Consider the following 23,111-nt stretch of genomic DNA (forward strand, 5'->3'; position numbering starts at 1 on the left):
AATTACAAGAGAAGCTTAAAATCAATCGTCATCCGACGAAACATTCTTTGTGAAGAATTTAGCCTTAGAGGCTCTATAATTCTTTAATGCATCAAGCATGAAGTTTCGTTCATCATCTGTCAATGGGTTTCCATCAGCATCTATAATGTTAATATTTTTGATATTATCAAGAGTTAGTTCATTCGCATAAACTCGATTCGTCTCTACATCTTTGCCTTTGTTATCAATATCTCTAGGATCGGTAATAAAAAAGCTGGGATCCACATTGAAAAAATCCGAAAGTTTCATCATGGCTTCCAAAGACGGACCTTTAATCTTACCGGTTTCAAGCTTTTATAAATATCCATTACTCAAACCAACTTCTTCAGCGAGACGTCTTATTGATAGTTTAGGTTTTTGCTTGTTTCTTAGTCTGTTTAAGTTTATTCCGATTAGTTCGTTTTTTTTATAATCCATTAGATAAAGACACCTCAATTTAATAACACTTAATCAATAACAATAATTATATCATGTTGGAAATTACTTGCTAATAATCCTACTCATATTTACAAATAAAGCTCGCAGCATATGAATCCTCCAAAAGTCATATGTTAATATAAACCTTAAAAGGATTATAATTGAATTAACAGAAAAGGATTGTTTTTAATTTTAGATTAAAAATTCATACTTATTCGACATTTTGTGACAGCATTTTCGACTTTAGAGTGCTAAATTGATTTTGAAAGGTGAGCATATGCACAGTACAGTTAAAAATGATGATATAAGAGACGTTCTGAAAAAACACCTGGATAAAATGGAGAAATCCCAAAATAGTATCGCCAAAGCGATCGGGATTACAAAAGGTTATATGAGTAAATTTTTTTCGGGAAAAGAAATAGCTTTTTGGATGGTCATAGAAACAGTAAGGGAAATTTCACCTAGTGAAGAAAAACAATTGATGAAAGAATACTCTAAAAGTGGCTTCGATAAGAAATACATTTATAGCGCTTTGGAATATTATTACACCAATCAGATGTTTAATGAAATAAGATATATTATTGATAATTATTCTTCTGTAGCACCAGACGCTTGTAATGCTTACCGCTTTGCTTTGAACTTTAGAGAATCATTTAAACCGCTTGAACACCAAAAAGCATTAAACAATCTTAAAGCAAAAACTATAGAAGGTAAAACATTACTTGAAATATTTGAATCATATGTCTATTACAATATCGGGAAGTACGATTTAAGTTTGTATTCAATTGATAGAGCCAAGGAATTTTTAAAAGGAATTAATGATCCATTTCTAAAGAAGAGCTTTAAAGCGAGAATTGATGAAATTCTTGCAAACACGTACCTGAAACAAGAAAATAATATTGAAAAAGCAAGAGATTCTGCAATGTCTTTAATGAAAACAGGTATTAGCAAAAGCCATGTCATGACCGCAACATATTTACTTGGCCTATCCTATTTTTTTGAGTCGTATAAGAAATCACTAAATTACTACAAGCAACTTTTGAAATTATATGAAGAGTTTCCAGAGAGAGAAGAAGAAGTTATCCAAAATAAAGAAGAGATTGCTATTCTTCAATATTACTGGTGTAAAAAAATTGATGAAGATTATAATGTTACACATTTCACACAGCTTCTAAGTGAAGGCAGTTCACTTAATCTGTATTACTTAGATAAATCCTTACGCCCCTATGCATATTTATTTGATGGAATTAGAGAGGTAAGGACAGATAAAATTTTATTATGTTTACACTTTTTCTCTGAACAGCGTGATTACTTTAGAGCTAATATCCCGAAAATCCAGTTGAAAAAAATGGATTTAGATCTTACACTTTAAAGGTCAAGGGAGGTGAAAGTATGAAAGTATTAACTAGCTTATTTATAATAACAATTTTTCTTTTACCAGCCGGAGTGAAGGGCGCTGATATGACGAGTGAAAAAGAAATGATTTTTCAAACAAAAGAAGTAAGAGTAGGGATGTAAAAAAAGACGTTACCAGAAATGGTATCGTCTTTCGTGTTTTAAAGAGGTGTTTCCTGTTTTGGGAAAACAACAAAACAGGAAACACTAGTTAAATTAGGGGGAAAGTATATTGTCTAGTTACGAACAACTTATTGAAAAAATAGAGAGAGAAATATCTAAAATAAAGAAACTTGAAGAAGAAAGCAAAAAAAAATAAATTATTCTTTTCCTTTTAAATAATTTTCTCTTAATTCTCTTAGTTCCTTTAGGCGATCAATTACATAATTAATTTCTTCTTTTGTGATTTTAGAGCCGTTATCATGAACAATGTTTAATTTTTCAAGGTCATTTATATTAATATGTTTGCTTGAGATTAATTCGTTCTCTTTTTCAGTAAAGCTATTTATGCTTTCTTCATCAAAAAATAAATATGAACTATGTACATCAAAATAATCTGCTATTTTATTTATAACTTTAACGGAGGGAATTTGTGAGTTATTCTCAATTCTAGATAAATAGCTTTGAGATATACCAATTTCCTTAGCTGCATCTTCTACAGTTTTCTTCTTTTTTAAACGTAGACGCTTTACAGCAAAACCGATTTTTCTATTCTCCATTTTAAAACCACCTTTGATCGTAACAGTTTAACCAAAATTACATAATAATTATAGCATACTGACTTTCCAGACGGGAATATTTCTTTTGGAAAAGACTTGCCATTAATATTCCTGTGTGGTATATTCATTCCTGACAGGAATATCAGGAGGTGCTGTGTGATTGATCTTAATGAACTAGCTAAAATGTTGAAAATGAAAAGAAAAGAGAGTGGTCTTTCTCAAGAAGAATTCGCAGAAGAGATGGGGTTTACGGGTTCTTATATATCGAGACTAGAAAACGGAAAAATTTCTCCTACTTTTAAAAGCTTAGAGAGAATTTCAGAACAAGTTGGCATAAAAGCCAAGCTTTTTTTCGGATAATTTAATACCTGTCAGGAATGATGATTGGAGTTTTAATATTCAAATTTGATGGGTAGTCCTACTGTCCACATTGCATAATATGTTTCGAGGTGATCTTTATGGCTAAGAAAAAGAAAAAGAGAAAAAGCAATTTGTTTCTCGGAGAAGTATTCTTTGGCACAGAAGACAGGGAAAAACTTTTTACCGAGGCTGTGGCGCCTTATTACACACCAGTAAAAAAAGAAAAGAACAAAAAAACTAAAGAGGCTTGAAACTTTTGTTTCACCTTTTTTTGAAGGACAAGCTTTAATTAGAAAAACTATTCATGAAAAATATAAGGAGGCTTTTGAAGATGGGGGAAGTCAAATGGGTGAAACTAAGCACCCAGATGTTCGATGATGAAAAAATCAAACTCATTGAACAAATGCCTGAATCTGACACTCTGTTGATTATATGGGTTAAGTTACTTGCTCAAGCAGGAAAAACTAACGCATCTGGTTTTATTTATCTAAGCGAAAACGTGCCTTACACAGACGAAATGCTAGCGCATATCTTTGGAAGACCATTAGGGATTGTTCGTATGGCTTTAGACACATTCAGGAAATTCGGCATGATAGAAATTAATGAACAGAATTATATCAGTATATGTAATTGGGAGAAGCATCAGAATTTAGATGCTCTCGAAAAGATCAGGGAGCAGAACCGGTTGAGAAAGCAAAAGCAACGCAAAAAACTGAGCCTTCCACAACCTGAAAATGACATGTCACGTGACGTCACGATCAACGTCACACCAAGTCACGCAACAGATATAGATAAAGATAAAGAATTAGATAAAGATAAAGAATTAAAAGATATATTGTCGGGCAACCCGACTACGGATGTTTCAAAAACTCAAGAATCTCAAAATCAAAAATCAGAGATTCCTTTCAAAATGATAATTGATCTCTTAAACAAAATGACAGGGAAATCATTCAGACATACATCTGCTACTACACAAAGATTAATTAAAGCACGCTGGAATGATGGATTCAGATTTGAAGATTTTAAAACAGTGATCCTGACAAAAACACATCAGTGGCTTGAAGATGACAAAATGAATAAATACTTGCAGCCAACGACATTGTTTGGAACCAAGTTTGAAGGATACCTGAATGAAGGTGCGGGGGTGATAAAACGTGCAGAGCATAAAGTCGGTGGCAACAAACAAAGCCTTAACAGAAAGAATGACCTACCATTCTGATTTCTGCCACAAACACACGTTTTTACGAGGTCATGAAGAAGTTGTAAAACCATTTCGGAAAATGATCGTGAACAATAAAATCGTTTGTCCTAGATGCGAACTAGAAGCAAACGAAACAAAGCTACGGCAGGATTTAGAAAACCAGATCGAGATAAGCCAGCGTACCAAGAATTACAACATGCTTCAAAAGCACAGCATTTTCCGAGATAAGACCATTGCTAAAGCGAATTTTGAAAATTATTTGGTTGTTGAACAAGAAGAGAAGGCAAACAAGAATCGCATGATTGAGTTAGTGAGTCGCTTGGAAAAAGATGAAACATTCAACATTTTTTTGCAAGGTCATCCGGGAGTAGGTAAGAGTCATCTTGGTTATGCAGCACTCAAAGCACTCAACGTTTCGCCTGATCTAAATAATCCAAAAGATGCCGGCAAGTCCTGTCTCTTTGTCAACATGGAGGATGCAGCAACAGCCATTAAAGAGTCATTTAGCAACAAACAAAGCAAATACACAGAGGCTTATGTCACTCAACTTATGGGGGATGCTTATTATCTAGTGATTGACGATATTGGTGCCGAAACAGGATCAGAGCATTCGGACAATAAGGCATCAGATTTTATACATCGCTTGATTTACAAAGTCACATCATCAAGACAAGACAAAGTAACAATCTACACAACCAATCTTACAAGTCAAAAGCTTGTGCAGATGTATGATCGCAAATTGGTATCACGTATAACACGAAACCAACAATATATCGTGTTCAAAGAAACATCAGACAAGCGTGAATCATTGCCATTTTGAAAGGGGGATAAACAATGTCACCAAATACCATCAATGGAGTTTATGTCTTTGGACAAGCTCCAAAAACACTATCAGTAGCGCAACAAAAAGCCGGGATTGATAGTTTGATAGCTCAACTGGATGCGAAACTAGCAGAATACAAAAAACATAAGGAGGAACGTCGAGCGTGAAAAAAGGCGGCAGAAAGGCTACGAGAGAAGAAAGGGAGATTTTAGTAGTGAATGGGTTGAACCCACTTTATTGGCTAGTAGAACGAAATCTGACAACATCTATGACCGTTGTACACAGAGAGGTCGGGCGAAGAAAGGAAATCGTAAAGTGAGCACAACTAGAATCATCTTGGAAAATGTGAATTTTGAGTGGTCTATCGTCTCACTTAGAAGATTTTTAGATTACTGGTATGACGGAAGGTCACTAAATGAAATGGCGGAGCTTTTTAGTCGCCCAGCAGAAGAAGTGTTGTTGCTGATGATCGACTTTAGCAAACGAGGAAAGATCAAGGAGCGACCGAACGGTGTCGGCGCAAACGAGCCTATGTATATCAAAAAAAGCGCAATGAGCTATAAAAAAAGAGATTTACGCAAGCTGTTTGAACAACAACCGGTTTACTACGCTTGTCCGCAAAACGATTTCATCTGGTGCGAGAGGGACATCATGGCTTTTCGGAAGATGTGGCAGGATCATGAGCCGGTCAGACACATCGCGAACCGTTTAGCACGCAAGGTTGATGATGTCATGCTGCTGATTATAGACCAAGCTGAGTTAGGAAAGATCGAACCACGTAAAGGCGGCGCGCTAGGAAAGGAGTACAAGCATGAAAAGAAAAAGCATCCTGTTGCCATTTGAAAAAGCAACCGCAAGGCAACTAGAAGTCATCGCAAGGTATGAAGATTGTCCTAAACAATTTAAGACAGTAGCTGTCCGTCACCTCAAAAAGAGGGGAGGTATTAAATCATGACAGCAGAAGAAAGAGAGCATTTGATCGAATGGCTGAGCCTGACAAATGGTGCTTATGGACGAAAGTATTGTGAAAGCTTAGCAGACGAAGAGCTAGAAAGAATTTATAATCTCAACGTCCCGCAGCGTGACGAGGAATAAAGGAAGGTGAATCATTTGGAGACAGTTAAAAATCCTTATAAATCGGGTGAAGTTACTACTTGGATCATGTCGGAGGATGAGCTTGCAACTTATCGAGAGCAGCATCCACATAAAAAGAGACTCGAAAAGAAAGATTGGCGTTGGAAGCGCACAGATCAATCCGTCGAGTCTCAGTGATCACCATGATTTTCATGTGATTAATAAAACCTAGAGAACTTTATTATATCACATGGAGTGATCAAAGTGAATGAACCACAAAGAATCACATTAGGAAAAAACGAGCTTTTTACAGCTGATGTTGAACCGGGAAAAATTCAGGTGATTGTCCTAGACGGGATTAATAACACAGCTCATATAACAGAAGCACCAGAGCACGGACACACGATAGTCGAAACGATCAAAGGCAAATTAGACCGAGTCCGTTTTGATTACGGGTTTAAATTTAATAAATAGCAGGGGTTCATCCCCTGCGGGGGAGGAATTGTGATGTTATCAAAAGATCAAATAAACGTTGAGGACCTTTTGGATGAGGTCCAGCGATTAAAAAGAGAAATAGAGAAAAAGAATTATCAGCTCAACGAATTCACAATGCTTTTTTTAAACGAAATATATTGTGAACAACGTAATTACGAAGTAAATAAAGATGCATTCCACAGAGGCGCATTATTAGCCATGAGAAACATCGAGAAGAAATATGAACATGCTTTTGGAAAGCGATTGGACGGTGAAAAGCTATGAGTCTATCAATTGCAAAAATTGAGCTAACTAAAGAACAAGCCAAGGCAGTAGAAGCAGGCGTGAAATATTACGAATCACACGGGATGGACCGTGGCGTTAGATTAAATAGATTGTTTGTATTTGAACATTGGTTAGTAAAAAGAGGTGATACACCACCGCGGGAACTATTATTCACACCTTTAAATGATGTTGATCCGCATGACTTAATGAGCGCTTTAACAAATGGCTATGTGGTGAAGGAGGAGCAACGATGAGTCTTCCAAAACACGTTGAACTATCACAAGCCGTCAAAGCCTGCAAACATCAAGCGATCACGATTGAGGACGCAGCGGCTTATCTAGGCGTACCAGAGTTTTTTGTACCAGTTCTTGCTGATAATTGTCCTGATCTGATCATAGAGGGCAATGTAGTCATGGCTAAGCGTGAGTCAAACGGGCCTGTCATCTTTGCGGTATTAGGTTACATGTCGGTTATCGCTATTATTGGATTTTTAGGAAATTAAACAGCCTAGCGGCTTAGGAGGGATTATTGTGAAAATAGGCAGCGTGTCTACATGCGGAGGCAGTCCCTGCGTTATATGCAATAGAAAAACTGCTAAATATAAAATCTATGAACAATCAAATATGCAATTAAGAATACCTCTTTGCGATACAGATGAAAAAACATGCTTTGAAAAAGTGGACGTTAAAGATACAGCGACACTCTTCTTAAAAGTTATCAAAAAGGATATACAGGAGGACGCATGATGAACGAAAATAACCCGAGTTTGCTATAAAAATAAAAAAGAGGGAAGATTCCCTCTTATAAAAATAGTACTCACGTCAATGTTGTGTACCAGCACCGTTCATATGCACCATACCAAATACCTGAATAAGTTTTCGCACCTTTTAAGTACCAATTATAGGTGCCGTCGTTATAAATAGCCGGTATTGCATTTCTTGAAGAATATGGGCCAAATACTTCTGAAGTGCAAACCTTCCATGTTTCATTAGGGCTAGCAGCTTCTGCTTGAGCAGTAAAAAAAGCAGATGAAGAAACTAGCAAAGCGAGTGATAGAACTGAACTTGCAATTACTTTTTTAATTTGCATGATTGACGCTCCTTTTAATTTGGGATAATAGTCTTACAAGTTTAATAATACTATATATTCAAATATAATCCATGTGAAAATTTATTTAACTTATATGGGAATAAATATTGGAGGAATCTAAATGAAAAAACTACTAATCACACTAACTATTATTATTGCGGCGGTGCTTTATGCGCCGTCTGCTCAAGCAGTATGGTCAAACTGGAAAACTGAGGGATATGGTCATCAAGCGAGAGTCTTTACGGATGACACCAATTACTATGCAGGCGCCAAGACAGTTGATTGGAGAGTGGAAAAGAAAGGATCGGGAACACTTTACTACACTGCCGGCGTTTACAAAAAGAGATCCAATGGCGGATTAACAGATACTAATCTAGTGCAAAGAGGCAGCTTCAAAGCGTCCACGCCTCTAAAGTCGTTTAGTGTGAGTGAAATCCGCAAGCGTACTGGCAAAGGAACATACGTGATCCAGCTTGACTGCTACACTGATTCAGCTAAAAAGAAGTATATCGGAACGTTTGAGTCTATTAAATTCAGTATCAAGTAGGCTGAACTATCAGAATAGGAATGCCATCTCATTCCAAGCTATATGCTTGTACAATGAGACGGCAATAAGTTTAATCTATTACGTAGCAGCGATCTTTATATATAACTTCACATTTATATTTCTGAACATCCATTTTTCCATTTACCTTTGTGTAGACTGCAACCCATTTTTCACCATTTTCAACAACTAACTCCCATCTCGAGGCATCTTGGTATTTGTCCATCACCCATATAAGACCGGGAAAAGTCTCAGCTTTTGCTGGTGCTGGCGCAGCGGATAAAAGTATTACACTAGCAAGTGCCATAGCTCCAATAGCTTTTTTGAAATTGATTTTGAACATTGGTATTCCCCCTAATTGAAATATTTCCTAATAAATATAAATATTAGGTGGTTAAATAATACCATTAAACAAACGGGTTGAATGTAGTATTTTGTCGAAATGGGAAAAATTCACCAGATAGACATATTTTAAGCATAAGTCCAAGACGGAGAGCCTGCGGACACTGATCAACACCTTTTAAGGGTGCTGGTTGGTGTCCGTTTTCTTTTTGTTTGAACGGAGGATGAACATGAAGAAGGAAAAGCCCAAAAAACAGCCGCAGAAGCTCACTTACAGAGATTTAAGAGAGTTGATAGGGCAAAACATGCAGCGGTTAAAAAGAGCCAAAGGCGGGGCAATGCGCAGAAAATAAAGGGGGAATTATCATGAATCAAACAAGTTTAGACATTCCGCAGATCGACGAGGAAAAAACAAGATTCAAAATGGAAAAAATGATGGAAAAATATAAAATGCTTAGGTTGCAAACGCCAGAGGACTTTCTTCCAAAGATCACAACAACATATACCATTACGCCGCCTAGCTTTTCCAATCAGTTTCATTCATCGACCGAGGATGCAGCCCTTAAAAAAATGGATTGGGAGATCGAGCGGGGAAAATACATGAATCGAATTGAAAGGGGTATTAATCGTCTTACGCAAAAAGAGCGCCGTATTTTAGTTATGCTCTATATGCAGGATGAAGAAATGTATGATTACGAGATTTACGCTGAAATGGGCCTCAGCCAAAGAAATTATTATCGTGTTAAAAATAAAGCATATTATAGACTGGCCTTTGCTTTGAGAGAAGATGTGTACAAGCGGGGGGATAAATCATGAATTTTGTTCAGCCGATCAGGGACCTTGATCAGATCCATTATATTAAGTAATATCTTGGAGAGCGGAACAAACGAAACCTGTTGCTTTTTGTGGCCGGAATCAATTTGGGCTTGAGAATATCTGATCTTCTTCAATTACGTGTTAAAGACGTTAAGAAACAATATGTGTCTTTAAGGGAGAAGAAGACAGGCAAAGAAAAAAGAATCAAGATAAACAAGACACTTCGGAAAGCACTAGATCAATATATTAAAGATCGTGATGATCAAGAGTATGTATTTAGAAGCAGGGAGGGGCTAAACAAGCCAATTAGTCGTAGTAGTGCATATATCATTTTGAGAGAGGCAGCTGAGTATGTTGGCCTTGATAGTATAGGCACACATACACTAAGGAAGACATTCGGTTACTGGCATTATAAGAAATTCAAGGATGTTGCTCTATTGCAAGAAATGTTCAATCACTCAAGTCCGGATATTACATTGAGATATATCGGAATCACCCAGGATACAATGGACAAAACGATGGATAATTTTGGGATATGAAATTAAGGACTCAAAATAATTTGAATCTAAAGGTAAGAACTTAATATCAAATATTTAATTCACCCCCATATTTATCCTTGATTAAAATCTCCAAAAGTTTATATTAATAGTAATTAATAACATTAGGAGTGGTGAATAATTTTGACGGTTGAGTATGAATTTCTTGAACAAATTTTTGGACCATTTATATCTAGTAAAAAGAAACCAAGAGAAATATATCATTATACAGATATTCATGGTTTTAAGGGAATTCTTGAAAATAAGGCTTTTTGGATTTCTCATATTGACTTCTTAAATGATATGAATGAAATAAAATATACTTTAGGGTTAAGCAGAGAAATAATGTTTTCCTTTTGTGAAAAATATGGATTAAGTGAAAGTGAAACAGAATCAATCATGAGGGATTATGACATGTTAATTACTTTGTATTTTGAACAGGAAAAAAAGAATTGTTATTCACTTTCCTTTAGCACCAACCCAGATTCAAATTTACTATGGTCAAATTATTCAAAAAATGATGGCTATTGTATTAAGCTTGATTTAAACAAGTTAACTGCCAGCTTTAAAAAGGCTGGATTGAATGTGATTGTTTCACAAGTAAATTACGATATTACTCAGCAAAAAAGGCTATTAGAATCCGTATTAATTAGTATGTTTTATACCATAAGAACTCTTAATGGAAAATCAGTTGATTTCAATGAAATTTTAGCTAAATCGCCATCAGATAATAAAACAGAAGCTCCAGCAGCTGATTTAGAAGTGATTTTGGACGAGGCAATAGCAGAGATATTACAAAAGAACGCTTCAGCAGTTGATTTAGAAGAAATTTTTAAAAAAACTGCCGTAAAGATCTCAAAAGAAAAGGTTTCAGCAACTGGCTTTGCTGAAATTTATAAAGAGCTCTCAGAAAGAACTTATGCAACAATTTTGCTTGGCAGTTTAGAGTTAGTAAATTATATCTCTATATTTTTTAAAGATGTTTGCTTTGCACAGGAAGAAGAGTTTAGGTTAGCTATCAGAAATATAGAAACCTATCAATGTAGAGTATCGAATGGGACTTTTATTCCTTATATAGAATCGAAATTTGATAAAAAAGCTGTTTTAGGTGTAAGTATTGGACCAAAAAACAATATGGATATTAATTTGGAAGGGCTTCGCAAATTTCTCAAATTAGTGGATATTGATATTTCATCTGATGAGATTAAAAAATCAAGTATACCATATCGATTTTAGAAATATTATATATTTGCTCACTATGGAATAAAATATCAAATATGCTTTAATAAAGATAAATTTATGGACTCACCTATTTAGTAAAAGGTGAGTCTTAATTTTGCTTTTTAGATCAGCTGGCCAAAATGAGAAAATGTCCAACTGATTTTAAGAAAATGGCTGAAAAGCAAGAGGGGCAAAAGATTTAGCGTTTCCCTGAGTTAGACACAATAATAGATATGGTTAATTGATAGATATACTGTATAATAATTACGAAATAACTAATAAATGAACAGGGAGTTATTACATGGAATCTTTACCAGGTATTTGGGGTTTCGGATCTCACATCTATTCCACACCGTATCAGTGCGGGTACTGCGAAAGAGATGTTGCATCTAATGAAGGAATTTACTGCAAAGTGGAGGATTATATTGCCGGTGCCGGTGCCGGTGATGTAGCAACTGTTGTTATTTGTCCGCATTGTAATTTTCCGTCAATCATAAGTGTTTACTTAGATAAAAGGCAAATTCCGTTGCCAAAAATAGGAGGGGAAATTAAAGGTTTAAAAGAGAATATTGAAAATTTATATGAAGAAGTTAGATCATGCTATTCAAATGGTTCATTTACTGCGGCAGTTTTGTTAGCAAGAAAACTATTAATGAATATTGCGGTTGATAAAGGAGCTGACGTGGGAAAGAGTTTTCAATTCTATGTAAACTATTTATCAGATCAATTTATAGCTCCGCATAATAGAAGTTGGGTTAATAAAATTAGACTAAGTGGTAATATGGCGACTCATGAAATACCTGATATTGATAAAGAAGATGCAGAGGAAATATTGTTGTTAGTTGAGATGCTTTTGCGTCTTATTTACGAATTTCCGTCTATATCAATTTAAATAACAAAAGAGAAATTTGGCACACTTTTGGCACGATCTTGGCAAAGCATTTTGTCTGAGAGCGGTTATTATGGTATTAGGTGATAAATTGAGAGCGGCTTCCATTGTGGAGGTCGCTTTTTTATTGGTAAGAGAATGACGTATTAACATGTATGGTAATATGAAGATATGTATCAAGACATTATCATGATGAAGTGAGAAGGGGGAGGAGGGGGTTTTATGGCCGCAAAGCGGATAAAGTTAAAATATTATGTAGAGCCAACTAGAAAAATCCTTGAGCACACTAGAAGTCGATATGAGGAATATTTGAAACGTTCTGCAGAAAAGAAAAACAATGCCAGTACACATTCTGAATTTATGAATACTGAAAAGATAGGAACAACTGATCAATTTGTGAACGAATTAATCCATGAATTATTTAATATTTCTTTGGAGCGTGTCAGCGAAATGACGTTTAAAGACCTAGAAAAACTTTTCGAGAATAATTGGGACGGTCCAACTTTTATTGAAGAACCTGAAATCTTAACGAGAAAACTTAAATAAACTATTGAAAGCGTCATCCGTTGCGGAGGGCGCTTTTTTATATGGATACCAAACAATTATCAGGAGGTAATGGTATGAGCGACAAACAAAATAAAACAACCCCTGCGGCAACAGAAGTTGATGATGAACGAATGCAAGCTAAACAGCTTCTGAATGATATTAACTCTGGCAATATCTCAATTAACGAAGCAAGGTCTGTTTTAGGTTTGCTGTCGTTAGCGAATCCAGAAGCCAATCTAAATGGCTGTTCAAAACGACGTACAAGGACTTTCATCGTAGGCGCAAACACTTGTCATGCAAGAGCGCTATGGCAAGATTTGAAAAAGAAATTCCCACAATATAAATATCCGCAATTCGTTTCAATGAAGCCGGCAATGCTAGACGGGGTGAATCCTAGCGAAACAATTTTAATTGTGTTGCCGGGATATTCTCGAAATCCAATAATCAACTGCTATGAATTTCAGTGGTTGAAGGAAAATGCTATTGAAGTAATTCATATCAATGAGGAGGAAATCAAATGAAAATTTTAGTTCTTAATACAGAAAGTCGATTAGAAAAGGAAGCAAAGGAAATTTTGAGAGAAGAAGTCAGGAAAGCAGCTCAAACCGACGTTATTATTCTTGATGGGGGAATGAGTTTGGAAGTTATTGAAATAGACAAGTTATCCCCAATGGATGGATTAAATCCAGGAGTACCGATTTATGATGAAACCGTTGAAACCTTGTAATGAACCTGGATGTCCTCAACTAACCCGAAAAGGATATTGTGAGCAGCACAAGACATCGAAGCCTTTATATGATCTGTTCCGTGAATCATCGTCTCGCCGTGGGTATAACAGCCGATGGCGTAAAGCGCGTGAAGGATATTTAAGAAAGCATCCTTTGTGTCAGTCTTGTATGCTACAAGGCAAACGTATTGCCGCTACAGTAGTGGACCATATCAAACCGCATAAGGGAGATAAGAAACTGTTTTGGGATTCTTCTAACTGGCAGCCGCTGTGCGCGTCCTGTCACAGTAGGAAGACCGCCAAAGAAGATGGAGGGTTTGGGAATGGATAATCAAACATGCGTGTGTGATCAATGTGGAACAACATTCATTATTAAAAGTTGTTCTAGGATTAGAAAGATTGGCGAAGGGATTAAACAACATCTTCTAGTTTGTCCGAGGTGTAAAGCTGAGTACACATCTTACTATACAAACGCGGAAATCAGAAAGCAGCAAAGCAGGATCAGTAAGCTATATAATGCTATTCGGATGACGAGGAACAAAAGCCTTCTTGATCAACATTATAAGAAAATAGATTCGATACGAGCAGATTTAGAAAGAGACATGAATCAGCTTCGCATTGAAGTTGAAGGCCCCCCTACCTTAAATCCCTAGAAACGATTTGCCGTAGACCGCGTCTCCCTCAACATCGCGAGAAATTCCCTAAATGAAAATTCGGAAGGAGGTGAGGGGATGGCAAGGCCGAGACAACCAGTTGACTTGTTGTTAGTGAAAGGGAAGAAAAACCTTACCAAGAAAGAGATTGCAGAAAGAAGAGAGCAAGAAATAAAGGCACCAGATGACAAAGTGAAAGCTCCTTCTTACTTACCGAAAGACTTAAAAAGAGAATTCAAAAAGATAGCGGACGAGCTCAAAAACATCGGAATTATCACAAATTTAGATGTAGATGCGCTTGCCCGTTTTTTGTTTGCTAAAAAATTATACTTACAAGTAACTGAACAGCTGCTTGAGCGTGGACCTATGAAAAAGGTGATAGTCAGAAATCTAGATAAAGAAGGTAACGTGATTTCAGAAGATGAAAAGTTAGTTCCAAATGATGATTATTCAGATCTTCTTATAAATCAAGACAAACTGTTTAAACAATGCAGACAAGCATCAAGTGATTTAGGATTAACCATTTCCTCTCGCTGCAAACTTGTCATTCCGAAAAAAGATGATGGGAAACCGAAGTCAAAAGAAGAAGAACGCTTTGGAGGGCGTATGTAATGCTAACACAGGAAATGACCGCAGAGCTTTTAATTGAGCGTGTATGGTCATATTGCGAAAAAATCCAAACGGGGGAAATAAAAGCAGGCAAGAAACACAAGTGGGCTGTCCAAAGATTTATTGTAGACGTAGAGCGGTTAGCAGATGAAGATTGCCCTTATTATTTTGACGCGGAAGCAGTTCTAGATTTTTATGAATGGGCCAAGCAGTTTAACCATGTTGAAGGCGTATTGGCTGGTAAACCTATTGAGCTTACAGACTTTCAACTATTCATGGCTGCTAATATCTATGGGTTTTACAAAAAAGAGAATGGCGCTAGACGATTCAGAAAAGTATATATCCAGTTAGCCAGGAAAAACGCAAAATCGCAACTACTGGCTATAATGGCTTCGTATGAGATTTTCCCAACCCAAGAAAAACATCGTGTGTTTATTGCGGGTTGGTCAAGAGAGCAATCAGATGAAGTATATCAAGCCATTCTTGAACAGCTTCATCATGCACCAATACTCCAAGGGAAATATTCATCAGCTAATGGAAAGGTGAAGAAATATACTACAAATTCCATTATTCAACCACTTTCAAGGGAAGCAAGAAAAATGGGGGATGGAAAAAACCCATCTTTAGGTATTGTGGATGAATACCATGCACATGAAACAAGTGAGATTTATGACGTGCTCAATAGTGGAATGGTAGCGAGACGAAGCCCCCTTATGGTAATTATTACAACTGCTGGTTATAACTTAAACGGTCCCTGTTTTAAAGAGTATCAATATACAAGTAAAATACTTGACCCGGATTTAGATACAAAAAAAGAAGATTATTTTGTATTGATTTGTGAGCTTGATCCTAGCGATGATGTCAAAGATGAATCTAACTGGATTAAAGCAAACCCAATCGTTGCAACTTATGAAGAAGGCATGACGTCTTTAAGATCAGATTTAGAAACGGCTCTCGAAGTCCCTGAAAAAATGCGTAGTTTTCTCACAAAAAATATGGATCGCTGGGTCGATCAAAAAGACAACGGATATATGAAAATGTCTAAATGGCGGTCCTGTCATGGTGAAATACCTGATCTAAAAGAAATGGCAATCTATCTTGGTTTAGATTTATCCATGACAACGGATTTGACGTCAGTTGGTTGGGTAGGGGTCCTTGATGGCCTTTACTATGTTGGTCAGCATTCCTTTATCCCCGAAGAACGAGCCAAGGAGAAAATGGCTACTGATAAAGTGCCTTATGATCTATGGCGCGATCAAGGTTGGATGACATTCACACCAGGGGAGGCAGTTGACTATCAATATGTGGAAAGATGGATCATTGAATTTGCTCATGTCAACAAATTGAGAGTCATCCAGGCTGCTTACGATAAGTATAATGCGCTGCACCTTGCACAACGGCTTGAAAGTAAGGGGTTTAATATGGTTGAGCTTCCTCAGAGAATCCAACATCTTTCTTTACCAACAAAAGATTACAGACAAAAGGTATATGAGGGCAAGGTCATACATGCTAGCGATCCATTGCTAACTTTTGCATATAATAACGCAATCATTAAACAAGACGCTCAAGAAAATATCATGCTAGACAAAGCGAAGTCACCACAAAGAATAGATCCAGCTGCTGCCGTTATGAATGCTTTTGCTAGGGCCATGTATCACAATATGGGCGCAAGTGTTAACTTAAACGAACACTTTTCAGGAAATTTCAGTTTTTAGGATGTGAGAGAGTGAAAAAATTCATTGTACTTCTGAAATCAATATTAAACGACTTGCTGTTTATCGGAGGGTGCACATTTATTCTGCTGGCAGCGTATCGGGTAAATACAAACATCGGTCTATTTCTGACGGGTGTATTTTTTATGTTTTATGCCTACTTGCTGTCAAGTCACGCGCGGCAGAAAGAGAGGTGAAATAAATGTTCATAGATAAGTTTTTTGAAAAACGTTCCAGCTCAACAACAATAGACGGTTTCAGTCAGTTGATCAATCTATTCGGAGGTCGAGAAACGGCAAGCGGTGAAAGAGTGAGTGAAAGCAATTCACTTGTGCAGCCGGACATTTTCGCGTGTGTCAACGTACTATCTGATGACATCGCAAAGCTACCGATACACACATTTAAAAAAGAGAGTCAAGGAGTCAACAGAAACCCTAATCATCCATCAGCCTATATGATCTACGCAAGGCCAAACTCGCACATGACAGCTTATGTGTGGAAAAAGCTGATGATGACGCATGCCCTCACGTGGGGAAATGCCTATTCGATGATTAAGTTTGGGGCGCATGGTTTCCCTGAAAATCTTTACCCATTACGGCCGGATGAGACAAACGCATACATCCATCCTGAAACGGGGATGATTTGGTACCAAACCACCGTTAACGGACGATTTATAGAATTGTACGATCACCAGGTACTACACTTTAAAGGCCTATCAACGGACGGGATACACGGCAAGTCACCTATAGGAGTAGTGCGAGAGCATATAGGCGCTCAAGCAGCTGCAACGAAATACAATGCCAAGCTGTATAAAAACGAAGCCACGCCGCGCGGAATATTAAAGGTTCCGTCTTTCTTAGACGAGAAACCTAAGGAAAATGTGAGAAAAGAGTGGAAACGGGTCAATCAAGGTGAAAACATAGCGATTATTGATAACGGTCTTGAATATCAATCTATCGCCATGCCGTTGCAAGAGGCTCAATTTGTCGAGTCCATGAAGTTTAACAAAGCGCAGATAGCGATGATTTATAAAGTTCCGTTGCATAAACTCAATGAGCTTGATAAAGCCACATTTTCAAACATTGAGCATCAATCCCTGGAATACGTAAAAAACACATTGCAACCGTGGATCGTGAATTTTGAACAAGAATTAAATATCAAGTTGTTTACTGACAATGATCAAAAAGCGGGTCATTATGTAAAATTCAATGTTGATAGTGAGTTGCGCGGCGATAGTAAGACACAAGCCGAGTATTTCAAATTTATGATCGAATCAGGCATATTAAATAAAAATGAGGTTCGCGACTTACTCGAAAGAAACCCTATCGAACATGGCGAAAAATATCTTTCTAGCTTGAATTATGTGTTCCTTGATTTCATGGAAGAATACCAGGGGCTTAAAGCTGGTGCAGCCATGAAGGGAGGTGACAGCAAGAATGAGTAAAGAAAAAGAAGTGCGGCTGCTCACGACGCCAATTGAGATACGTTCCGACGGTGAAGGACAAGCCGAATATGTGGAAGGCTATGCTTTGAAATTTGAAAAATGGTCCGAGCGTTTGGGATGGTTCAAAGAAATTATCAGCAGGAACGCTTTAGAATCTACTGATCTATCAAACGTCGTTGCACTGTTCAATCATCGTGAAGATTTTCCTCTAGCAAGAAACACCGTTCCAGGGGAATCAGGACGGCTTGAATTAGAAATAGATGGTATAGGTCTTAAATTTAGATTTAAGCCTACTGATACGTCTTATGCGCGTGATCTCTGTGAGAATATACGCAGCGGCGTTATTAATCAATGTTCTTTTGCCTTTTCGTTGGATTACAACGGCGAAGAACCTGACGAGTGGCGCATAAATGAAGATGAAGACATATACGAACGAAGAATAAACAGAATTCACCGCCTTTATGACATATCTCTTGTAACGACACCTGCATATAGCGATACCGAAGCTGTAGTAGGTGCTCGAAGCATGGAGAAAGTAGAAGAAATGAAAGAACAACGGAGCGCACCAACAGATGAAATTTTAAAAATTGAATTGGAACTTTTAAGCCTTGATCTTCCCGAATAAGGCTTTTTTGCGTTCAATAAGGAGGAAAAATACAGATGTCTAAAAAAGAAATTGAATTACGTCAGCAGTTTACACGAAAGAAAGAAGATGCTGATAAAGCACTAGCAGAAGGAAAAACAGAGGAAGCGCGCCAGATTCTCGATGAAGTGAAAGAACTTAAGAATCAAATTGAATTGATGGTAGAAGGAAGAACACTGAACGTGCCGGATTTACCTGGCGGTGAAAATTTTGTGCCTGAGCAAGAACGTAACCCGGAAGGACGGAAAGGAGCCGAGGGAGATAAAGAAGAAAGGCAGCAGCAATACCGTAAGACTTTTCTAAAGAAATTAAGAGGAAAAAGACTTACCGATGAAGAGCGTGACCTTTTGGACAGTGAGGAATTCAGAGCAATGTCAGGCAAAAATGATGAAGACGGCGGGATTTTGATTCCTGAAGACATTGGAAGACTCATCCATGAACTTAAACGAACTTATGAACCACTAGAGCAATATGTAACAGTTGAACCTGTTACGGGCCGTTCAGGATCACGTTTGTTAGAAAAGAATTCTGATATGGTGCCGTTTGCCCGTCTCGAAGAATTAGAAGAATTACCTGAGTCTGATCAGCCAAAATTCACAAAAATGAATTATGCTATTGAGGATTTTGGAGGCATCATGACTTTATCAAATTCAATGTTAAGCGACTCTGATCAAGCGATTATGCGATATGTCGCTAACTGGTTTGCAAAAAAGTCAGTTGTTACTCGTAATAGCCTAATTTTGAATGTAATTGAATCTTTGAAAAAGGTAGAAATTGAGGGGTTGGATGGAATTAAAAAGGCATTAAATGTAACACTTGATCCTCTTGTATCCCCAGGTTCTATCGTGATGACAAACCAAGACGGATACAACTGGTTAGATACACTTAAAGACGGAGAAGGTAAATATTTAATGCAGCCTGATCCTACAAATCCAACAAAGAAACTTTTTGACGGCCGACCTGTAGTAAATATTTCTAACAAGGTCTTGAAAACACAAAAGGGTAAAGCACCAATCATCATCGGTAATTTAAAAGAAGCGATCGTTCTATTTGACCGTCAGCAACAATCAATTGCTTCCACAGACGTTGGGGCAGGAGCCTTCGAGACAAACACTACGAAAGTCAGAGCAATTGAAAGAGAAGACGTCCGAAAATGGGATGATGAAGCGGTAGTGTTTGGACAAATAACGATCCAATAAGGAGGACACGATGGGATATACAACAAAAAATTACACCACTGACGGCGGGGATCGAACTGTCATCGGTGGTGTTTTAGAATTTGCAGGCGGAAAAATCGTCAAAGATGGCGAGGAAGTTAGTCTAGGTGGCGGCGGATCAGCTGCACCTGGAAACGTAACACATGAAATGCTGGCCGAAAAAGCGGTTCGTTCGGTAAATATCGGGACAGGAAGCGTCATGCCAGAGCATCTTAATTCGTCTATTGAAACTAGACTCAAGGGAATGGAAGACGAAATAAAAGAGCTGCAAAGTAAACTGAGCAAAGAATAAACAAAGGAAAGGAATTGATCTATCATGGCAAAAGATTACCTAAACGAAAGTAATGGGGTATTTACATCTGCAGAGGCGGGCGCTGATGGAAAGCCTATCACGCCAGTTACTGTGAAAGATAATAGCGAAGAAAATCCTCTTTATGTGAAGGGGTTAAAGGGTGATCCTGGTGAACAAGGTCCTCAAGGTCCGAAAGGAGAAAAAGGCGATCCAGGGGAGCAAGGCCCAAAAGGTGACAAAGGAGATCCTGCAGTAATTGAAACAGGGGCTATTAAGAACGATCATTTAGGCGATGGTTCTGTAAACTCACGGACAATCGGTAAGGGTAGCGTTAAATGGGACAACATCAATTCAGAAGTACAAAAAAGGATCACTGATTTAGAGTCGAGAGTCGACCAACTTGAGGGTAAAGAAAATACTGAATAAGTAGGCGGTCTTCTATGGATTTAAAAAAGCTGAAAGATGAATATTTAAAAGTTGATACCGACCAAGATGACGCCTTGCTAAAAACCTTAATTACTGCAGCAAAGGGATATATCAAAAATGGTATAGGACGATATGAGGAAGGAAATGCACAGTATGAGCTTGTAACAGGCATGCTTGTTGCTCATTGGTACGAAAATCGAGGGGTGTATGAGTCAGGCGTTTCCGGCTCATCCATCCCTTTTACTATTCGGGATCAACTAACCCAACTTCGCTATGTGGAGGCAGAAGAGCATGAAGAAGATAAGCGAGTTGAATCGTCGCTTAACCTTTCAAGTAAAGAAAAGGGTGCAGGATGACGAGCTGAATTGGAATGAATCCTACGAAAATGCCTTTGAGACATGGGGAGCTATTGAAGGTTTTAGCGGTTCAAAGTCAGACACGCTTGTTGCTGGTGCGTTAGGCGTCAAGTCACCGAAGAAAATCACAATTAGATACCGGGAAGACGTTAAACAAGACATGCGAATCCTTCATCAAACGGGAACCGATGATACAGGAGAGCCAATATACCGGACTTTCGACGTAATGGATTTTAACGACGTTGAAAATAAAAAGAAGCGGCTTGAAGTCACATGTAATGAGGTAGGCGTAAATGGCTGATATGGATATTGATGGATTCGATGATCTAACGAGATTTTTCAACAAGATAGGTGACGACGTTGAAAAAGCTGAAAAGGTCGCTCTTAAAGCTGGCGGCGAGGTAATAGCCGAGCACCAAAAACGTAACGTGAATAAGAGTTCAAAAAATCAGCCTCACATGGTCGATAACATCACCGTTTCAGCTGCAAGAGAATCAAAAGACGGTGAGCTATTTGTAACCGTTGGACCAAATCGGAAAGTCGCTTACAGAGGACGGTTTTTAGAATGGGGCACGTCTAAAATGCCGCCGCATCCATTCATTGAAAAAAGCGCAATTGAAGGGGAGGGACAAGCTGTGAAAATCATGGAAAGAAATATCACGGCACCAATTAAATGAGTCTTGATGCAAAGAAAGAATTGAGTGCAGCGTTAATAAAAAACAATGAATTAAAGCAGCTTGTCACGGGTGGTTTTCATCATCTTGTGGCGGATGATGTGGCCGCATTCCCTAGGGTTGTATTTTCAGAGATTACAAATAGGGACCAGGAATATAGAGACAACCAAGCAGCTGCTAGTGAAGTTCGTTTTCAGCTAAGTATATTTTCAAAAGCAGACACGCGAACGCACGAGACAGAAATAGCAAAACTGATAGACAAACTGATGAAAGATTTAGGCTACGGAAGATACGATTCAGTCGATCTTTACGAAACCGATACAAAAATCTTTCACAAAGGTTTGAGGTACGTCAAAACATTTTTCTAGGAGGAAAACAGATGGGGAAAACAATCTACGGATTAGACATGTTTCATTATGCTGAGCTTATTCAGGATGATGATAAGGGGCTTGAATATGCAAAGCCTGAAAGGTTGCCCGGTGCCGTAAACGTCAAAGTCGATCCTAAATCAGAGCAATCTAAATTTTGGGCTGATAATGGCGTCTATGATTCATTTAACAACATGGGTGACATTGACCTTGAGGCAGAACTAGCAGATTTGCCTATTGAGGTGCAAAACAAGATTTTCGGTCACAAGGTCGAGAATGGAATTTCTTTTGCCAGTTCAGATGATAAGGCTATTTTCTTGGCTTTTGGGTTTAGAGCGAAAACATCTACAGGTGGGCATAGATTTTATTGGTTCTTAAAGGGACTTCCTGAATTGATGGCTAATGAAAATAAAACCACAGAGGGTAAAGCAGATCCTGAAACAGCAAAATTTAAAGCAGGTTTCATGACTCTTCAAAATAAGAAGGGGAAAAACCGTTGGAAGGCACAAGCTGAGTTCGACGAAGGCTTTGACCCGGATGAATGGTTTAAACAAGTTGTATATGACGGGACATCCTTTGCCACAGGAAAAGATACAGAGGATTCCACAAGTTCAGTAGACATTGGGAAGGGCGTTTAATAACGCTCTTTTTTATTTTGTAATCGGGAGGCAATAACATGGAAGCATTGACAATCACTTTGCATTTTAACGGTAAGAAAAAGAAATTTTCCACACCTAGCTTTATTACTGGCGAGTTGTTTAGGACCGCAGTAGAAATTGTAGAAGACTTTGAATCGAACGATCCTGAAAGATTTCATACGAGTGCTCAAACTGAGTTCATTTGTAACGTATTCGGAAACAAGTTTACTGCAGAGGAATTCGATACAGGTATTGACGCACGTCTTTTGACCAAAACCATCTTTGCGACCGCACAATATGTCATCGGGAATATTGCTGAGGCAAGTAATATATTGAATCCCGAAGCCGCAAAGGAAGCAGAGCCGGGGGAGTAAGTTTGTCCGATGCTGTCCTTGATATGTATAACGCATTAGAGGACATTGGCTTTACTCAAAATCAGATAGACGAAATGGACATTGTCTATCATCTAAAACGCCTTGCACGTAGGAAAGAAGCGAGCAAGAAAAAGCCAAGTAAGAACGCTACAGCATCGGATAAACCTTTGTACATTGATCAGATACCTGGACTGTAAAAAGGTGGTGA

The 23,111-nt window shown here is 37.9% G+C and carries 43 protein-coding genes and 1 pseudogene; 40 read left to right on the forward strand and 4 right to left on the reverse strand.

What is annotated here, in order from left to right:
- Positions 1-21: 21 nt before the first annotated feature.
- Positions 22-300, reverse strand: a complete 279-nt coding sequence (locus ACQKEZ_RS01220) for a hypothetical protein (RefSeq protein WP_427298085.1) — start codon at positions 298-300, stop codon at positions 22-24.
- A gap of 433 nt (positions 301-733) precedes the next feature.
- On the opposite strand from ACQKEZ_RS01220, the gene ACQKEZ_RS01225 reads away from it, so the two are divergent.
- Together ACQKEZ_RS01225 and ACQKEZ_RS01230 are read left to right on the forward strand one after the other, a co-directional pair.
- Entirely contained in the window at positions 734-1,828 is a 1,095-nt protein-coding gene (locus tag ACQKEZ_RS01225) for an AimR family lysis-lysogeny pheromone receptor (protein WP_427298086.1), read from the forward strand.
- 20 nt (positions 1,829-1,848) lie between these two features.
- Positions 1,849-1,974, forward strand: coding sequence for a hypothetical protein (locus ACQKEZ_RS01230; protein ID WP_275574580.1), 126 nt, complete (start codon positions 1,849-1,851; stop codon positions 1,972-1,974).
- A gap of 197 nt (positions 1,975-2,171) precedes the next feature.
- On the opposite strand, the gene ACQKEZ_RS01235 is transcribed toward ACQKEZ_RS01230, so the two are convergent.
- Positions 2,172-2,570: a helix-turn-helix domain-containing protein gene (locus ACQKEZ_RS01235; RefSeq protein WP_034320823.1), complete on the reverse strand. Its 399-nt coding sequence runs from the start codon at positions 2,568-2,570 to the stop codon at positions 2,172-2,174.
- Between the two features lie 156 nt (positions 2,571-2,726).
- Between ACQKEZ_RS01235 and ACQKEZ_RS01240 the strand changes: the two genes are divergently transcribed.
- From ACQKEZ_RS01240 to ACQKEZ_RS01300, 13 genes are all read left to right on the forward strand, one after another.
- Entirely contained in the window at positions 2,727-2,930 is a 204-nt protein-coding gene (locus ACQKEZ_RS01240) for a helix-turn-helix domain-containing protein (RefSeq protein WP_034320821.1), read from the forward strand.
- A gap of 98 nt (positions 2,931-3,028) precedes the next feature.
- Entirely contained in the window at positions 3,029-3,181 is a 153-nt protein-coding gene (locus ACQKEZ_RS01245) for a hypothetical protein (protein ID WP_167331431.1), read from the forward strand.
- A gap of 80 nt (positions 3,182-3,261) precedes the next feature.
- A complete protein-coding gene (locus ACQKEZ_RS01250) occupies positions 3,262-4,149 on the forward strand; it encodes a phage replisome organizer N-terminal domain-containing protein (protein ID WP_427298090.1) in 888 nt (295 codons plus the stop codon).
- Positions 4,085-4,951 carry an AAA family ATPase gene (locus ACQKEZ_RS01255; RefSeq protein ID WP_427298091.1) on the forward strand — a complete coding sequence of 289 codons (867 nt, stop codon included), beginning with the start codon at positions 4,085-4,087 and terminating at the stop codon, positions 4,949-4,951. Before ACQKEZ_RS01250 ends, ACQKEZ_RS01255 begins: the two co-directional genes overlap by 65 nt.
- A 14-nt stretch (positions 4,952-4,965) precedes the next feature.
- A complete protein-coding gene (locus ACQKEZ_RS01260) occupies positions 4,966-5,121 on the forward strand; it encodes a hypothetical protein (protein WP_427298093.1) in 156 nt (51 codons plus the stop codon).
- A complete protein-coding gene (locus ACQKEZ_RS01265) occupies positions 5,118-5,273 on the forward strand; it encodes a DUF6906 family protein (RefSeq protein ID WP_427298095.1) in 156 nt (51 codons plus the stop codon). Before ACQKEZ_RS01260 ends, ACQKEZ_RS01265 begins: the two co-directional genes overlap by 4 nt.
- The gene (locus ACQKEZ_RS01270) at positions 5,270-5,797 is read left to right on the forward strand and encodes a hypothetical protein (protein WP_427298097.1); all 528 of its coding nucleotides are present in this window, start codon (positions 5,270-5,272) and stop codon (positions 5,795-5,797) included. The genes ACQKEZ_RS01265 and ACQKEZ_RS01270 overlap by 4 nt, the downstream gene beginning before the upstream one ends.
- A 108-nt stretch (positions 5,798-5,905) precedes the next feature.
- A complete protein-coding gene (locus ACQKEZ_RS01275) occupies positions 5,906-6,049 on the forward strand; it encodes a BH0509 family protein (protein ID WP_427298099.1) in 144 nt (47 codons plus the stop codon).
- A 15-nt stretch (positions 6,050-6,064) separates the two neighbouring features.
- On the forward strand, positions 6,065-6,226 hold the full coding sequence (locus ACQKEZ_RS01280; RefSeq protein ID WP_427299338.1) for a hypothetical protein: 162 nt from the start codon (positions 6,065-6,067) through the stop codon (positions 6,224-6,226).
- Positions 6,227-6,292: 66 nt separating this feature from the next.
- Positions 6,293-6,502: an XtrA/YqaO family protein gene (locus ACQKEZ_RS01285; RefSeq protein WP_427298101.1), complete on the forward strand. Its 210-nt coding sequence runs from the start codon at positions 6,293-6,295 to the stop codon at positions 6,500-6,502.
- 33 nt (positions 6,503-6,535) lie between these two features.
- Positions 6,536-6,787, forward strand: a complete 252-nt coding sequence (locus ACQKEZ_RS01290) for a hypothetical protein (RefSeq protein ID WP_427298103.1) — start codon at positions 6,536-6,538, stop codon at positions 6,785-6,787.
- The gene (locus ACQKEZ_RS01295; RefSeq protein ID WP_427298105.1) at positions 6,784-7,041 is read left to right on the forward strand and encodes a hypothetical protein; all 258 of its coding nucleotides are present in this window, start codon (positions 6,784-6,786) and stop codon (positions 7,039-7,041) included. The genes ACQKEZ_RS01290 and ACQKEZ_RS01295 overlap by 4 nt, the downstream gene beginning before the upstream one ends.
- Entirely contained in the window at positions 7,038-7,289 is a 252-nt protein-coding gene (locus ACQKEZ_RS01300) for a hypothetical protein (RefSeq protein ID WP_427298107.1), read from the forward strand. The genes ACQKEZ_RS01295 and ACQKEZ_RS01300 overlap by 4 nt, the downstream gene beginning before the upstream one ends.
- 314 nt (positions 7,290-7,603) lie before the next feature.
- Here the strand turns inward: ACQKEZ_RS01300 and ACQKEZ_RS01305 are convergent, their stop codons facing one another.
- Positions 7,604-7,876, reverse strand: coding sequence for a hypothetical protein (locus ACQKEZ_RS01305; protein ID WP_427298108.1), 273 nt, complete (start codon positions 7,874-7,876; stop codon positions 7,604-7,606).
- A gap of 121 nt (positions 7,877-7,997) precedes the next feature.
- Here ACQKEZ_RS01305 and ACQKEZ_RS01310 point away from each other — a divergent pair, with 121 nt between their 5' ends.
- Positions 7,998-8,423 (forward strand): hypothetical protein, encoded by a 426-nt coding sequence (locus tag ACQKEZ_RS01310; RefSeq protein WP_427298110.1) that lies wholly within the window; start codon positions 7,998-8,000, stop codon positions 8,421-8,423.
- A 70-nt stretch (positions 8,424-8,493) separates the two neighbouring features.
- On the opposite strand, the gene ACQKEZ_RS01315 is transcribed toward ACQKEZ_RS01310, so the two are convergent.
- Positions 8,494-8,763 (reverse strand): hypothetical protein, encoded by a 270-nt coding sequence (locus ACQKEZ_RS01315; RefSeq protein ID WP_427298112.1) that lies wholly within the window; start codon positions 8,761-8,763, stop codon positions 8,494-8,496.
- A gap of 229 nt (positions 8,764-8,992) precedes the next feature.
- On the opposite strand from ACQKEZ_RS01315, the gene ACQKEZ_RS01320 reads away from it, so the two are divergent.
- The 24 genes and pseudogenes from ACQKEZ_RS01320 (at position 8,993) to ACQKEZ_RS01435 (ending at position 23,100) form a co-directional block, all read left to right on the forward strand.
- The gene (locus ACQKEZ_RS01320; RefSeq protein WP_427298114.1) at positions 8,993-9,115 is read left to right on the forward strand and encodes a hypothetical protein; all 123 of its coding nucleotides are present in this window, start codon (positions 8,993-8,995) and stop codon (positions 9,113-9,115) included.
- Positions 9,116-9,128: 13 nt separating this feature from the next.
- A complete protein-coding gene (locus tag ACQKEZ_RS01325) occupies positions 9,129-9,578 on the forward strand; it encodes an ArpU family phage packaging/lysis transcriptional regulator (protein ID WP_427298116.1) in 450 nt (149 codons plus the stop codon).
- Positions 9,575-10,117, forward strand: a pseudogene (locus tag ACQKEZ_RS01330) (site-specific integrase). Before ACQKEZ_RS01325 ends, ACQKEZ_RS01330 begins: the two are co-directional and overlap by 4 nt.
- 141 nt (positions 10,118-10,258) lie before the next feature.
- Positions 10,259-11,350: a DUF2971 domain-containing protein gene (locus ACQKEZ_RS01335; protein WP_003216827.1), complete on the forward strand. Its 1,092-nt coding sequence runs from the start codon at positions 10,259-10,261 to the stop codon at positions 11,348-11,350.
- 286 nt (positions 11,351-11,636) lie between these two features.
- Positions 11,637-12,227, forward strand: a complete 591-nt coding sequence (locus tag ACQKEZ_RS01340) for a DUF4145 domain-containing protein (protein ID WP_427298118.1) — start codon at positions 11,637-11,639, stop codon at positions 12,225-12,227.
- Positions 12,228-12,446: 219 nt separating this feature from the next.
- Complete coding sequence (locus ACQKEZ_RS01345) at positions 12,447-12,770, forward strand: hypothetical protein (protein WP_427298120.1); 324 nt, start codon at positions 12,447-12,449, stop codon at positions 12,768-12,770.
- Between the two features lie 74 nt (positions 12,771-12,844).
- Positions 12,845-13,291, forward strand: a complete 447-nt coding sequence (locus tag ACQKEZ_RS01350; RefSeq protein ID WP_427298122.1) for a hypothetical protein — start codon at positions 12,845-12,847, stop codon at positions 13,289-13,291.
- Positions 13,288-13,497 (forward strand): hypothetical protein, encoded by a 210-nt coding sequence (locus tag ACQKEZ_RS01355; RefSeq protein ID WP_427298124.1) that lies wholly within the window; start codon positions 13,288-13,290, stop codon positions 13,495-13,497. The genes ACQKEZ_RS01350 and ACQKEZ_RS01355 overlap by 4 nt, the downstream gene beginning before the upstream one ends.
- On the forward strand, positions 13,472-13,828 hold the full coding sequence (locus ACQKEZ_RS01360) for an HNH endonuclease (protein WP_427298125.1): 357 nt from the start codon (positions 13,472-13,474) through the stop codon (positions 13,826-13,828). Before ACQKEZ_RS01355 ends, ACQKEZ_RS01360 begins: the two co-directional genes overlap by 26 nt.
- A gap of 400 nt (positions 13,829-14,228) precedes the next feature.
- Entirely contained in the window at positions 14,229-14,762 is a 534-nt protein-coding gene (locus tag ACQKEZ_RS01365) for a phage terminase small subunit P27 family (RefSeq protein ID WP_180308943.1), read from the forward strand.
- Positions 14,762-16,474 (forward strand): terminase large subunit, encoded by a 1,713-nt coding sequence (locus tag ACQKEZ_RS01370; RefSeq protein ID WP_427298128.1) that lies wholly within the window; start codon positions 14,762-14,764, stop codon positions 16,472-16,474. Before ACQKEZ_RS01365 ends, ACQKEZ_RS01370 begins: the two co-directional genes overlap by 1 nt.
- Positions 16,475-16,485: 11 nt before the next feature.
- Positions 16,486-16,668, forward strand: a complete 183-nt coding sequence (locus tag ACQKEZ_RS01375) for a hypothetical protein (RefSeq protein WP_108611780.1) — start codon at positions 16,486-16,488, stop codon at positions 16,666-16,668.
- Positions 16,669-16,673: 5 nt separating this feature from the next.
- On the forward strand, positions 16,674-17,915 hold the full coding sequence (locus ACQKEZ_RS01380; RefSeq protein WP_427298130.1) for a phage portal protein: 1,242 nt from the start codon (positions 16,674-16,676) through the stop codon (positions 17,913-17,915).
- On the forward strand, positions 17,908-18,540 hold the full coding sequence (locus tag ACQKEZ_RS01385) for an HK97 family phage prohead protease (protein WP_282068779.1): 633 nt from the start codon (positions 17,908-17,910) through the stop codon (positions 18,538-18,540). The genes ACQKEZ_RS01380 and ACQKEZ_RS01385 overlap by 8 nt, the downstream gene beginning before the upstream one ends.
- 35 nt (positions 18,541-18,575) lie before the next feature.
- Positions 18,576-19,757 carry a phage major capsid protein gene (locus ACQKEZ_RS01390; protein ID WP_427298132.1) on the forward strand — a complete coding sequence of 394 codons (1,182 nt, stop codon included), beginning with the start codon at positions 18,576-18,578 and terminating at the stop codon, positions 19,755-19,757.
- A 10-nt stretch (positions 19,758-19,767) separates the two neighbouring features.
- Entirely contained in the window at positions 19,768-20,067 is a 300-nt protein-coding gene (locus ACQKEZ_RS01395; RefSeq protein WP_423383828.1) for a hypothetical protein, read from the forward strand.
- Positions 20,068-20,091: 24 nt separating this feature from the next.
- Positions 20,092-20,493, forward strand: a complete 402-nt coding sequence (locus ACQKEZ_RS01400) for a collagen-like triple helix repeat-containing protein (protein WP_427298133.1) — start codon at positions 20,092-20,094, stop codon at positions 20,491-20,493.
- Positions 20,494-20,507: 14 nt separating this feature from the next.
- Positions 20,508-20,849, forward strand: coding sequence for a head-tail connector protein (locus ACQKEZ_RS01405; RefSeq protein ID WP_427298135.1), 342 nt, complete (start codon positions 20,508-20,510; stop codon positions 20,847-20,849).
- A complete protein-coding gene (locus tag ACQKEZ_RS01410) occupies positions 20,785-21,150 on the forward strand; it encodes a phage head closure protein (RefSeq protein WP_427298136.1) in 366 nt (121 codons plus the stop codon). The genes ACQKEZ_RS01405 and ACQKEZ_RS01410 overlap by 65 nt, the downstream gene beginning before the upstream one ends.
- A complete protein-coding gene (locus tag ACQKEZ_RS01415) occupies positions 21,143-21,526 on the forward strand; it encodes an HK97-gp10 family putative phage morphogenesis protein (protein ID WP_427298138.1) in 384 nt (127 codons plus the stop codon). The genes ACQKEZ_RS01410 and ACQKEZ_RS01415 overlap by 8 nt, the downstream gene beginning before the upstream one ends.
- A complete protein-coding gene (gene gp17, locus ACQKEZ_RS01420) occupies positions 21,523-21,891 on the forward strand; it encodes a tail completion protein gp17 (protein ID WP_427298140.1) in 369 nt (122 codons plus the stop codon). The genes ACQKEZ_RS01415 and gp17 overlap by 4 nt, the downstream gene beginning before the upstream one ends.
- Before the next feature lie 11 nt (positions 21,892-21,902).
- Positions 21,903-22,529: a major tail protein gene (locus ACQKEZ_RS01425; protein ID WP_212362431.1), complete on the forward strand. Its 627-nt coding sequence runs from the start codon at positions 21,903-21,905 to the stop codon at positions 22,527-22,529.
- A gap of 38 nt (positions 22,530-22,567) precedes the next feature.
- Positions 22,568-22,903: a phage tail assembly chaperone G gene (gpG, locus tag ACQKEZ_RS01430; RefSeq protein ID WP_142155657.1), complete on the forward strand. Its 336-nt coding sequence runs from the start codon at positions 22,568-22,570 to the stop codon at positions 22,901-22,903.
- Between the two features lie 2 nt (positions 22,904-22,905).
- Complete coding sequence (locus ACQKEZ_RS01435; protein ID WP_106156373.1) at positions 22,906-23,100, forward strand: hypothetical protein; 195 nt, start codon at positions 22,906-22,908, stop codon at positions 23,098-23,100.
- Positions 23,101-23,111 lie beyond the last annotated feature (11 nt).

It is taken from the genome of Bacillus sp. NPDC077027 (assembly GCF_050269555.1).
Lineage (GTDB): Bacteria > Bacillota > Bacilli > Bacillales > Bacillaceae > Bacillus.